Here is a 12,698-nt window from a genome sequence, read left to right as displayed (position 1 = left end):
TTTAAATAAAGTATATTGATTATTACTAAGAAATCAATAAAAACTGATATATATGGCTGCACGAATAATAGAAGGATACAAATTATACAAAAAGGATGCTGTAATTGTTGAACATTATGAGCCAGACCATGTTATATTCAAAGTTAAAAAAAATGAAAATGATTTCTATCTAGTATCCATGATCTATGGATATTGGAATTGTGATTGTGCTGATTATATATATAGAAACCAGCGTCAACCAGGTAGTTTTTATTGTAAACATTTACAAGCAGCACAATTTAAACTTCTTGATTTATTGAAAGAAAAAGATAAAAAATAGGATAGAATTATTATGAAAATAGAAGAATTATTAAAACCATGCCCAGAATGTGGTTCTAAAGATAAAACTCAACATAGAGATTTTGATAGAGAATTCTTAGCATATGGTGCTAACGGCGAATTAAAATGTTCAAACTGTGGTCATATCTTTATAACAAGAGATGAAGCAATAGATATCAGAAGAGCTGAAGAAAAAAAGCTTAAAGAACAAAAAAATGAATAAAATATAAAGAGGGAGTTATTTTTTATGATTATAGAAGATTTTTGTATGTACTGTGGAGCATGTGCCGGAGTATGTAATGTAGATGCAATTCAAGTACAAGAACTTAAAATAGTTGTCGATGATGAAAAATGTGTAAAATGTGGATTATGTGTAGATATATGTCCAGTTCATGCATTGACATTAGAATAAGGTGAAAAAATGATAGAAACTGATATTTTAGTTGTTGGAGCTGGACCTTCAGGATCATTAGCAGCAAAAGAAGCAGCATTACGTGGAGCTAATGTAATACTTATTGATAGAAAATCAGAAATAGGTGCACCAAAAAGATGTGCAGAAGGAGTATCTAAATCAGGATTAGCTGAACTTGGAATACAACCAGATCCAAGATGGATTGCAAGAGAATTAGAAGGCGTAAGACTAGTTGCACCAGACAATACAAGTGTATACTTAGATAATGATACTATCCAATTACCAGAATCAGGATATGTTTTAGAAAGAAAAGTATTTGATAAACATATGGCTATGGATGCTGCACGTGCTGGTGCAGAAATAATGATAAAAACTGCAGCTACATCACTTGAAAGAGTAGATGATGGAATTATTGTTACTGTAAACAAAATGGGTGAAGAAATACAAATACATGCTAAAATTGTTATAGCTGCAGATGGACCAGAATCCAAAGTAGGAAGATGGGCTGGATTAAAATGTAACACACCATTTGAACATATGGAATCATGTATCCAATTTGAAATGGCTGGAGTAGAAATGGAAAATAACAGAGATCTTGCATTATTCTTTGGAAGTGCAGCTCCTGGAGGATATGTATGGATTTTCCCTAAAGGTGATGACATAGCAAATGTAGGTCTTGGAATCTTAAAAACCAAGGCAGATAAAACAGCATATGAATACCTAACAGACTTCATTAAAACATGTCCTGAAACTAAAAATGCACAAGCAGTAGAAATAAATGTAGGTGGAGATCCTGTAAATGGATTAATGCCTGACAGAGTAGGCGATAATATATTAGTTGTTGGAGATGCAGCAGGATTTGTAAACCCATTAACTGGTGGTGGAATTAATAGTGCATTAGAATCAGGAGTTTATGCAGGTATTGTTGCTGCTCAAGCAATTGAAGATGGAAACTATAGTAAGAAAAACTTAAAAGAATACATCAAATTAACAGATGATAATATAGGTAAAAATTATAAAAAATATAACAAAGCAAAAGAATATTTATTATCATTAAGTGATGATGAACTTAATGAAATTGCTGCAGAATTCTCAGAAATTGAATTTACTGAAGTAAATCCACGTTCTTTAATTAAAACATTGATTAAAGTATCACCTAAAGCATTACTTAAATTAGGTAAATTATTCTAAACTCCTCTTTTTTTACTTTTTTAAAATTTAATAAGGAACGAATATATCATGAAAAATGCAAAAATACCTTGTGTAACTGAATTATCTTTACACAGACCAGAAGTAGTTAGATGGCAAGAACGTATGCAATTACTTGAACCATACAGTGATACAATAATTGTATTACCATGTAGTATGAAAAAACCATATTCTCAGTCAAAATCACATACATTATTTAGAAAATACACTAAAGGATTACAAGAAGTTATACTAACATCCCCCTTTGGAATTTGTCCAAGAGAAATGGAGAAAACATATCCTATTCAATCATATGATGCCTCAACAACAGGTGATTGGTCTGATGAGGAAATTAAATCTTCTGGAAAATGTTTAAAAGAGTATGCTAAAGATTATAAAGTTATTGCTCATGTTTCTGGAGGTTATAAATTAGCTTGTGAAGAATACTTAGATAATGTAGTATATACATGTAATGATGAAAATACACGATCAAATGAATCTTTAGAAAATCTTAAAAATGAAGTGAAAAAAGCAGATAAAGTAAGTCAAAATAAACATAGAATTCATGATTTAAGATCAATTGCAAGATACCAATTTAATACTAAAAAAGCAGATAATTTAATACCAGATACCACACAAACAAGAGGACGCTTTAATACAAGAATTCTCATAGATAACAATCAAATTGCAACATTACATTTTGAAACAGGATTATACACATTAAATCTACCTGCAGGTGAAATATTAAAAGAACAAGAAATTAATAGAGTATTTATAAATTTTGACCTGAAAACCAATACATTATTTACCCCAGGAATTGATGACGCTGATGATAACATTATTCCTAATGATGAAGTAGTTATAATAAAAGATGATGAAGTTGTTGGTGTAGGCAAATCTATGATGAGTGGTAAAGAATTAGTTGATTCAACTAAAGGTGTTGGTGTCAAGATAAGACATCAAATAAAATAACCTAAAAATCATGATAATTTAATAAAAAAGTATATAAAAAATAAATTTTAATATGATATTAAGGAGAGATATAAAATGGCAGAATCAGAAATAAGACAAACAATTCAAGATAAATTAGCTTTAATTGCAGACCCACATATGGGAATTAGTATAGTTGAAATGGGTTTAGTAAGAGAAATTGATATTGATGAAGCAAATAAAAAAGTAGATATTACATTATCACCAACTAATCCTGGATGTATGAGTATTGCAAACATTGCAATGGCAGCTAAATTAGAAGTTGAAAAATTAGATGATATTGATAAAGCTGAAATCAAAGTTATTGATCATATGATGGCTGATACAATTAATGAAATGGTTAATAAAGAAGAAGAATAATTGATGATGTTCTATAACATCACCTTTTTTTTAGAAGATATACCATAAAGTATATATAACATGAATTATTAATATAATAATAGTTGTTATATGCACAAATATAACTCTTTTATTAGGGCGCGTGGCTCAGCTTGGTTAGCGCGCACGGCTGATAACCGTGAGGTCCTGGGTTCGAATCCCAGCGTGCCCATTTAAAAACTAATTCTAATTAATTTAAAGAAAAAACTAGAAATATTTGATTTATTGAAACTATAGGGCGCGTGGCTCAGCTTGGTTAGCGCGCACGGCTGATAACCGTGAGGTCCTGGGTTCGAATCCCAGCGTGCCCATTTAAAAACTAATTCTAATTAATTTAAATACATATATTATTTCATGAAAAAACTATTTTTAAGATTAAATTAATAATCAACTTTATTAAACTTATATTTATATTATTTCAAATCATATATTAATACAATAATAATAAAGGTGTTATTTCATGTCATATATAGATACTGGTCAAACAAGATTAACATTTAATACCGTGGATTCAAATATTCCCCGCAATCATATTACTCATTTTATTAAAAGATTTGTTTCTGAAAACTTTAATTATCTTGATAAAAAATATGAAAAAACACGTGGACGTCCAGCATTTCCTAAAACAACACTTTTAAGTATAATATTATATGGAACCTACGATAATCTAAGAAATAATTATGAAATAAGTGAACTCTGTGAATGTAATATTTATTATAGATATCTAACAAGAGGTCTTGTGCCATCTCCACGTACAATTCAACGATTTATGCAAGAACATGAACATGTATTTATAGAAGTTCTAAAAAAATTAGTAAAATACTCTAATGAAAAATATGTTTTAGAAAATGTTCAAATAAATAGTACATTTATGTCAGATAATGAAAATGATATCAAACAACTTAAAAATATTAATGAATTTACAGAGGAGTTAATTCAATTAATGAGAAAATATGAAAGAAAAAATGATACTTTTAAAAAAGAATACTCCCTAAGTAAAGATGCTATTGAAGTATATGAAAATAAGAAATTAACAACAAGTGAAAAAATAAATTTAATAGAAGAGATACAAAAAACATTAAAGAAATCCAATGAAAAAAGTATCTTTATTAACATGATTGATGCATTGATTAATCTTAATAAAACAAGAATATATCCAATTACATACAATAACATTAAAAGAAAAGATCTTAATGGTAAAATAATATCTTCTATAAACATTAATAATAAATCCGAAATTCCAAAAAAAATAGTTACAACTAAAATACAAGAAATAATATTAATAATTATTGCATATGATATGAAAATTATAAAGAAAAGTAAGTTAAATCAAGTGGATTATACTGATTTTGAAAAATTTATGATAAGTCTAAGAAATAAATATCCTAATGTAAAATTTAATGTGAATATAGATAAAATATAAAAAAAGTATTTGAAGAATAGAATACTTAATCTAATTCTTCAAGTAAGTCATTCCAAACATCTAATGTTTCTTTAGCTGCTTCTTCAGTTAATACTTCTATAGCATAACCTGAATGAATAAGCACATAATTTCCTATATCTGCTTCAACTAAATCTAATTTTGCTTCTTGTTTAACTCCACCAAAATCACAAGTTGCTACATTATTATTAATTTCTAAAATTTTTGCTGGTGCTGCAATACACATTATAAAACTCCTCCTTATTTTATATGTACAAAAAAAATGATTATAGTTAAATTCTTTAATTTATTTGACTTTGGTCATTATTTTATAATATATTTATTGTATTATTTAAATTTTTAAAAAGACAAATTATGAAAAATATATTATATGAAAAAGATAAGATATATACAAAAAATTATATATATTAAATTAAATACATTATAAATGAACTTTTAGAGAGTGATATATTCTAATAATTTTTTATTAAAATAATTTATTAAAATAGAATTATCAAAATAAGTGTGATATAATGATTGAAAATGTAAAAAAAATAATTAAAAATGATTTTAAATCTACTATAAAAAATCCAATAGTTATTATTGTATTAGTAGCATTATTAATTCTTCCATCATTATACTCAATTATAAATATATATGCATGTTGGGATCCCTATGAGGATACTGATAATTTAGATTATATTATAGTAAATAATGATAATCCAGTTACTGTAAATGGTACTACATATAATTATGGAGACAAAGTTGTAAGTACATTACAAAATAATTCAAATTTTAATTGGGTTTATAAGGATGAAGATGAAGCTAGAGATTTATTGAAAAATGGAACTTATTATGCAGCCATTATTATTCCAGATGATTTCTCAGAAGATATATTATCGGTTTATTCTGGAAATCCAAAACAAGCTCAAATTGAATACATTGATAATGAAAAAGTTAGTCCTGTAGCACCTAAAATAACCTCAAAAGCTGCAGAAAGAGTAAATAATGAAATAAATAATGCTATAAATGAAGAATACAATACTCGAAATTATTTAACATCTAATGCAGTTACATTACAACAAACACAAATTCAAAATAATAGTACTACTAATAACACTAATACTGCTGAAGTATCTGAATCAATGACTGTACAAAATATTAGAAATTATTTCCACTCACCAACAACATTAAATAATTACAGTTATTATGAAGCAGATAATTATGCTCAACAAGTAACTCCATTTTATACTGTTTTAGCAGCATGGGTGGGATGTATTATTCTTGTAGCATTATTAAGTACAAAACCTGTGACTGATGAAGAAAAATATTCACCTAGTGAAGTATATTTTGGAAAAATGGTATTATTCATTATATTGAATATTTGTCAATCTATTGTTACATTCATTGGATTGAATTTATTAGGTGTTCACATAGTTAATCCATTAGCTATGATTTTATCTATGATAGTTATTGGTCTATCATTTATGATAGTTATTTATTCATTAGTATCAGTACTTGGTAATGTTGGTAAAGCATTAGCTTTAATTATACTTGTATTCCAAATATCTGGAACTAATGGTATTTATCCAATTGAAATAATGTCTTCCCTCTTTGGAGGATTAATGCCTTATTTACCAATGACTTATGGTATTTTACTATTAAAAGATGCTGTATTTGGAATTGTTATGCCTAACTTTACAATTAATTTAGGATTATTAATAATATTCCCTCTAGCAGCAATTGCATTTAGTATTATAATTAAAGAAAAATTAGATAAGAAAGCAAAATACTTTGAAAGAGAACTTGGTAAAAGTAATTTATTTGAATTACGTAAGTAATTCTACTATTTTTATTTTTTTTTGTCTGAAACTATTTTTATATAATTAATTTATTTAATATAATGAAACTTTTGAAATATCATCTATTTTTAATAGTGATTGAATTAGATCACCATCTAATTGTCTATCTGTAATTATTGTTGCATGAGGAACTGGATCAATTTCAGGATCACTGACATATGCTTGTCTAATACTTATTTTTTCATTAGCTAATATTTCTGTTACTTTATGCAATATCCCTACTTCTGTTCCATCAGCCTCTATTTCTATAACACCTAATCCTAACATATCTGAAATATTAGAAAGTAAGGGCCCTGATGGTGAAATATTCATAAATATTTGTTTTAAATATTCATCAGATAGGATATTATTAATTGTTGATGTTACTACTCTCCTATCTGTGTTTAATGATTTAGCTAGTGATGATATATTTACTTCCACGTCTTTTGAATAAATTTTTTTATCATCACCTATTCTTAAGCCTAGTTCTAGTATTTTTAGTACTACTTTTTTTTGTGAAGGATATTTATTGAATTTTTTAAGTATATCTGCCCACATCTATAATCAGTTCCATTATATTTTTCTAGTTATTTTTTATGTATATTGTAGTATATAAATATAATGTACAAATTTATACACTAAACATTTATATAGTTCATTGATGTAATAATTATATATACTAAAGAGAGTGATATAAATGAAAAAGAGTGAATGTTTTTGGCGACCTTAAAAAATTAATTAACAAACCACAAACCAAACCAATCAATATAGCTAACCCAGTTAAATTATTCAAAAATTTATACTATAACTATAAAGACACATTTCTTTTAGAATCTATGGAATCCGATAGTGGATTAGCAAGATATTCAATAATAGGATTCAACCCAGTGGCTAAAATAAAAGCACACGACCATAAAGTTACAATCACAACAGACACCGAAACAATAGAATATGAAGCAGAAAATCCATTACTAGATATAAAAACATTAATTAATAATGATTTTGAACAAGAAGGATTCAGAGGAGGATTACTAGGATATGTATCATATGAATCAATAAAATACTTCGAAGAAGTACCAACACATAAAAGCATATACCCTGACTTTGAATTTGGATTATTCCTAGATTGTGTGGTTTATGACAACATAAATAACACCTGTGAATACACCACCCTAAATGAAGATAGAAGTGAACTTATAAAAAGAATATATCAAGAACAGCACAGCAATGGAATTCTTGAATATAAAATTATAAAAGAAGACTTTGAACAACATGAATATGAAGATGCGGTAAGTGAAACTAAAGAATTGATAACAGAAGGAGAAATATTCCAAGCAGTTATATCTAATTCAGAAAACTTAGTTCTAAAGGGAAGTAAATTACCATTATATGAACATTTAAGAAAAATCAACCCATCACCATACATGTATCATATAAAATTAGGTGAAAGAGAAATAATTGGTTCAAGTCCAGAAATGCTAATGAGATTAGAAAAAGGAATTGTAGAATCATATCCAATTGCAGGTACAAGACCAAGAGGAAAAACAGAAGATGAAGACAAACAACTTGAAGAATCATTATTAAATGATGAAAAAGAATTAGCAGAACATCTAATGTTAGTAGATCTTGCAAGAAATGATATTGGAAAAATAAGTAAAAAAGACACAGTGAAACTTGAAGAATTCTATGGAATAAGAAAATTCTCTCATGTTCAACACATTGTTTCACATGTAACAGGACAAATAAATGACAAATTAGATGCAGTTGATGCTTTTATGTCACTATTTCCAGCAGGAACATTAAGTGGAGCTCCAAAAATCAGAGCTATGGAAATTATTAACCAAAAAGAAAAATATGCAAGAGGACCCTATGGCGGAGCAGTAGGTTATTTTTCATTAAATGGTAATGCAGACTTTGCAATAACAATTAGAACATTAACAACTAACAAAGAACGTGCAGAAATTCAAGCAGGTGCAGGTATAGTATATGACTCCATACCAACATCAGAATATGAAGAATGTAAAAGAAAAAGACAAGCATTAGTTCAAGCACTAGAAGAATCAGGCAGTGAGGTATTATAAATGATATTAATAATTGATAATTATGATTCATTCACATACAATTTATACCAATTAGTTGGAAAATTCACTAATGATATCCAAGTAGCACGAAATGATAAAATAACTATTGATGAAATAAAAAAATTAAACCCCAATCACATTATAATATCCCCAGGACCAGGTAATCCTACAAAAGAAAGAGATTTTGGAATTTGTAAAAAAATAATTGAAGAATTAAAAGAAACACCCATACTTGGTGTTTGTCTAGGACATCAAGGAATATATACAAAATATGGTGGAAAAATTCTAAAAAATAAACCAGTGCATGGAAAAAAAGATACAATTATCCATACTAAATCAAAATTATTTAAGAATATTCCAGAAGAATTTGAAATAGTAAGATATCATTCATTAATTTGTGATGATACAGCTATACCAAATGATATTAAAATTACCAGTTACACCCATGACAACATAATTATGTCAATTGAACATGAAAAATACCCTACTTATGGTATACAATTCCATCCAGAATCAATAGGAAGTTCATATGGTGATACTATAATAAAAAACTTTTTAGATATGGAATGATGAAACATGGATGTTATACCAAAAATCATAGAAAACAAAAAGAAACTTCTTAACAAAACAAAAAACAAAAAATCATTAAATGAAATCAAAAAAGAAGCTATTGATTATACATCTACAAAAACAAATAACTTCCGATTTCAAGAAAAATTAAATGAAGATAAACACACAAAATTAATTGCAGAATATAAACCAGCCAGCCCATCTCAAGGAAATATAAGTTCATTAAAAGTAGAAGATGTAATTCCAATATATAATCAAACAAAAGTAGATATGATTTCAGTCTTAACCGAAGAATCCTACTTTAAAAGTAATCTTCAAAACCTAAAAAAGGCAACAGAACTAACAAATAAACCAATACTTAGAAAAGATTTTGTTATTGATGAATACATGATATATGAAGCAGCATTATACAATGCAAGTGCAGTTCTATTAATAACAAATATAACACCAGATATTAATAACTGTTTAAATATATGTGAAGACTTAGGATTAGATGCTATAGTTGAATGTCATTCCAAAGAAGATATAGATAGTATTATAGAATATAATCCGAAAATTATTGGAATAAACAATAGAAATCTAACTAATTTAACTATTAATTTAGAAACAACTAAAAAATTACAAAAATATGTACCTAACTTTATGATTTCAGAAAGTGGAGTGAATACTCCTGAAGATGCAAAATTATTAAAAAGCTATGGTGCAAATGCAGTACTGATTGGTACCAGCATTCTTAAAAACAATGAAAAAAAAGGAATAGAAGATGTTATTAATAATTTAAGTAATGTATTGAAAAAATAGACAACATAAGAAGGTATTGAATATGACTATAAAAATAAAAGTATGCGGAATAACTAATGAAAATGATTTAAAAGCAATTGAAAAACTAGATATTGACCGCATAGGCTTTATAAATATTGGAAGATCAAAAAGAAATGTTTCTTTAGATACTATAAACTATCTGGAAAAACAATTATTAAATAAAAGGTTAAGTACATTAGTTTTAGAGCCTAAAAATGCTTATGAAGCACTGCTTAAAACTAATAGAACAAAAATATTTAACATACAATTACATTCACTCAACTGTTTTGATATCCGATATATGACTTGGTTAAATCAATACCATAATGGAGAACGTCTAAATATCACAAAAGCAATAGGCCTACAAGACAAAGTAGATAATAATAAAGAAAAAGAAATAAAGAATTATTGTCTATACAGTGATAATATATTATTCGATTATGTTAAAGATAATTTAACTGGTGGTACAAACACACACATCCCCATAGATACTGCAGTTAAAGCAAGTAAAATCGTGAAAAAATATGATAATAGAACAGAAGTAACTTTAGCAGGTGGATTAAATTTAGATTATTTAACTGAAATACAAGATAAATTACACTACTTTGATAGGATTGATTTAAATAGTGGTGTTGAAGATACTCCTGGAAAGAAAAATATAAAAAAAATTAAAGAAATTGTTAAATTTTTAAGAGAATAAAGTGATATAATGAAATATAAAGGAAAATTTGGTAAATATGGTGGAGTTTATGCACCAGAATTATTAATACCTGCAGTAGAAGAATTAGAAGATGCTTTTTATAAATTTAAAGATAATGAAAAATTCATAAACGAATTAAAATTCTATTTAAAAGAATTTGCTGGAAGACCTACAGGATTATATTATGCAGAAAATTTATCCAAAAAACTAGGATGTAAAATATATCTTAAAAGAGAAGATATGTTACATACAGGAGCTCATAAAATAAATAATGCAATTGGTCAAGGATTACTTGCAAAATATATGGGAAAAACTAATTTAATTGCTGAAACAGGTGCAGGACAACATGGAATTGCAACAGCAGTTATTGGAGCTAAACTAGGCATGAATGTGAAAATATTCATGGGATCCAAAGATGTTGAACGTCAAAAATTAAATGTTTTCCGTATGGAATTATCAGGAGCCGAAGTTATTCCAGTAGATATTGGTTCTAAAACATTGAAAGACTCAATTAATGAAGCATTTAGATATTGGATTTCAAATTTAGACACCACTCATTATCTTATAGGAACTACTATGGGACCACATCCATATCCAAGTATGGTGAGATTTTTCCAAGAAGTAATTGGAACTGAAGCACGTGAACAAATACTTGAACTTGAAGGTAACCTTCCAGACACTGTGATAGCATGTGTTGGTGGTGGAAGTAATTCAATAGGTATTTTCAGTGGATTTATAGATGATGAAGATGTTAATCTTATAGGTGTTGAAGCAGGAGGAGCTGGTATTGACACAGAAGATCATGGAGCTACACTTACCAAAGGAACCGATGGAATTCTACATGGAGCATTATCATTAGTTCTACAAAGTGAAGAAGGTCAAATTAAAGAAACAAGCAGTGTATCAGCAGGACTTGACTACCCTGGAATTGGTCCAGAACACGCATACCTTAAAAGTATAGGAAGAGCACAATATGTACCAATAAATGATGATGAAGCATTAGAAGGTTTCAAAACATTATGTGAAACAGAAGGTATTATACCTGCTTTAGAAAGTTCACATGCAGTGGCCTATGCAATAAAATATGCTAAAAAAGAAGAAAACAAAGGTAAAACAATTATTGTAAACTTATCTGGCCGTGGAGATAAAGATATGTTTACTGTAGCAAAACAATTAGGAGTGGAAATATGAGCATGAAAACCTATGCAGAAATGTTTAAAGAAACAAAAAAAAATAATGAAGGAGTATTCATACCTTTTTTAGTAGCTGGAGACCCAGACTATGATACATCATTAGAACTTGCAAAAACATTAGTTGATAATGGTGCAGATGCACTTGAAATAGGTTTTCCATTCTCTGATCCTATAGCTGATGGTAAAAGTGTTCAAAATGGAGATATACGAGCATTTAAAAGTGGAATGACAGTTGCAAAATGTTTCACATTCCTTAAAGAATTAAGAGAATATACTGATAAACCATTTGGACTACTATTATACTATAATTTAGTATACCAACACGGAATTGATGAATTCTATAAAAAACTACATGATATTGGAGTAAACTCAATACTAATAGCGGATTTACCACCCGAAGAAGCAGATGATGTAATTGAAGCATCCAATAAATATGGTATTGAACAAGTATTCATTGTATCACAAGCAACAAGTAATGATAGATTAGAACAAATTACAAAAATAGTTGGTGGATTTATATATGTTGCATCAGTTATGGGAACAACAGGTGCACGTACAGAAGTTTCACATGACTCTACTGACTTAATAAAACGTGTGCGAGAACATACAGACTTACCATTATGTGTAGGATTTGGTATATCCAAACCAGAACATGTAAAAACAGTACTTGATGCAGGTTCAGATGGAGCAATTGTAGGTAGTGCAGTATTAAACATTATTGAAGAAAACTTAGATAATAAAGATGTAATGTTTGCAAATATTATAGATTACATCCAAGAAATGAAAAAAGCAACAAAAAGGTAGTC

The 12,698-nt window shown here is 27.9% G+C and carries 16 protein-coding genes and 2 tRNA genes; 16 read left to right on the top strand and 2 right to left on the bottom strand.

Annotated elements, in window-relative coordinates; genetic code table 11:
- Window positions 1-52 precede the first annotated feature (52 nt).
- The 9 genes from NL43_RS02625 (at window position 53) to NL43_RS02585 (ending at window position 4,709) form a co-directional block, all read left to right on the top strand.
- A complete protein-coding gene (locus tag NL43_RS02625; RefSeq protein WP_069592492.1) occupies window positions 53-319 on the top strand; it encodes a hypothetical protein in 267 nt (88 codons plus the stop codon).
- Between the two features lie 12 nt (window positions 320-331).
- Window positions 332-541, top strand: a complete 210-nt coding sequence (locus tag NL43_RS02620; RefSeq protein WP_069592491.1) for a TIGR04165 family Cys-rich peptide — start codon at window positions 332-334, stop codon at window positions 539-541.
- 24 nt (window positions 542-565) lie between these two features.
- Entirely contained in the window at window positions 566-730 is a 165-nt protein-coding gene (locus NL43_RS02615) for a 4Fe-4S binding protein (protein ID WP_069592490.1), read from the top strand.
- Between the two features lie 9 nt (window positions 731-739).
- The gene (locus NL43_RS02610) at window positions 740-1,921 is read left to right on the top strand and encodes an NAD(P)/FAD-dependent oxidoreductase (RefSeq protein ID WP_069592489.1); all 1,182 of its coding nucleotides are present in this window, start codon (window positions 740-742) and stop codon (window positions 1,919-1,921) included.
- A 48-nt stretch (window positions 1,922-1,969) separates the two neighbouring features.
- On the top strand, window positions 1,970-2,890 hold the full coding sequence (locus NL43_RS02605) for a DUF5591 domain-containing protein (RefSeq protein WP_069592488.1): 921 nt from the start codon (window positions 1,970-1,972) through the stop codon (window positions 2,888-2,890).
- 75 nt (window positions 2,891-2,965) lie between these two features.
- On the top strand, window positions 2,966-3,268 hold the full coding sequence (locus tag NL43_RS02600; protein ID WP_069592487.1) for a metal-sulfur cluster assembly factor: 303 nt from the start codon (window positions 2,966-2,968) through the stop codon (window positions 3,266-3,268).
- A 115-nt stretch (window positions 3,269-3,383) separates the two neighbouring features.
- Window positions 3,384-3,458 (top strand) — tRNA-Ile (locus tag NL43_RS02595).
- A gap of 64 nt (window positions 3,459-3,522) precedes the next feature.
- Window positions 3,523-3,597, top strand: a tRNA-Ile gene (locus NL43_RS02590).
- A 149-nt stretch (window positions 3,598-3,746) separates the two neighbouring features.
- Window positions 3,747-4,709 carry a transposase gene (locus NL43_RS02585; RefSeq protein WP_069592486.1) on the top strand — a complete coding sequence of 321 codons (963 nt, stop codon included), beginning with the start codon at window positions 3,747-3,749 and terminating at the stop codon, window positions 4,707-4,709.
- Between the two features lie 25 nt (window positions 4,710-4,734).
- Here NL43_RS02585 and NL43_RS02580 read toward each other — a convergent pair whose 3' ends face one another.
- Complete coding sequence (locus tag NL43_RS02580) at window positions 4,735-4,953, bottom strand: HypC/HybG/HupF family hydrogenase formation chaperone (protein WP_069592485.1); 219 nt, start codon at window positions 4,951-4,953, stop codon at window positions 4,735-4,737.
- Between the two features lie 286 nt (window positions 4,954-5,239).
- Between NL43_RS02580 and NL43_RS02575 the strand changes: the two genes are divergently transcribed.
- Window positions 5,240-6,547, top strand: coding sequence for a YhgE/Pip domain-containing protein (locus NL43_RS02575; RefSeq protein WP_084790350.1), 1,308 nt, complete (start codon window positions 5,240-5,242; stop codon window positions 6,545-6,547).
- 54 nt (window positions 6,548-6,601) lie between these two features.
- Here the strand turns inward: NL43_RS02575 and NL43_RS02570 are convergent, their stop codons facing one another.
- On the bottom strand, window positions 6,602-7,105 hold the full coding sequence (locus tag NL43_RS02570) for an amino acid-binding protein (RefSeq protein WP_069592483.1): 504 nt from the start codon (window positions 7,103-7,105) through the stop codon (window positions 6,602-6,604).
- Window positions 7,106-7,254: 149 nt separating this feature from the next.
- Here NL43_RS02570 and NL43_RS02565 point away from each other — a divergent pair, with 149 nt between their 5' ends.
- The 6 genes from NL43_RS02565 to trpA are packed head-to-tail and all read left to right on the top strand — an operon-like array spanning window position 7,255 to window position 12,696.
- Window positions 7,255-8,628 (top strand): anthranilate synthase component I family protein, encoded by a 1,374-nt coding sequence (locus NL43_RS02565; protein WP_069592482.1) that lies wholly within the window; start codon window positions 7,255-7,257, stop codon window positions 8,626-8,628.
- The gene (locus tag NL43_RS02560) at window positions 8,629-9,198 is read left to right on the top strand and encodes an aminodeoxychorismate/anthranilate synthase component II (RefSeq protein WP_069592481.1); all 570 of its coding nucleotides are present in this window, start codon (window positions 8,629-8,631) and stop codon (window positions 9,196-9,198) included.
- A 6-nt stretch (window positions 9,199-9,204) separates the two neighbouring features.
- On the top strand, window positions 9,205-9,999 hold the full coding sequence (locus tag NL43_RS02555; protein WP_069592480.1) for an indole-3-glycerol-phosphate synthase: 795 nt from the start codon (window positions 9,205-9,207) through the stop codon (window positions 9,997-9,999).
- Window positions 10,000-10,021: 22 nt separating this feature from the next.
- A complete protein-coding gene (locus tag NL43_RS02550; protein ID WP_069592479.1) occupies window positions 10,022-10,699 on the top strand; it encodes a phosphoribosylanthranilate isomerase in 678 nt (225 codons plus the stop codon).
- A 9-nt stretch (window positions 10,700-10,708) separates the two neighbouring features.
- Window positions 10,709-11,890, top strand: a complete 1,182-nt coding sequence (trpB, locus tag NL43_RS02545; RefSeq protein WP_069592478.1) for a tryptophan synthase subunit beta — start codon at window positions 10,709-10,711, stop codon at window positions 11,888-11,890.
- Window positions 11,887-12,696 carry a tryptophan synthase subunit alpha gene (gene trpA, locus NL43_RS02540; RefSeq protein WP_069592477.1) on the top strand — a complete coding sequence of 270 codons (810 nt, stop codon included), beginning with the start codon at window positions 11,887-11,889 and terminating at the stop codon, window positions 12,694-12,696. The genes trpB and trpA overlap by 4 nt, the downstream gene beginning before the upstream one ends.
- The last annotated feature ends 2 nt before the right edge of the window (window positions 12,697-12,698 follow it).

The sequence above is a fragment of the Methanosphaera sp. WGK6 genome, assembly GCF_001729965.1.
GTDB lineage: Archaea > Methanobacteriota > Methanobacteria > Methanobacteriales > Methanobacteriaceae > Methanosphaera.
This window is presented reverse-complemented; position numbering and strand designations above follow the sequence as displayed.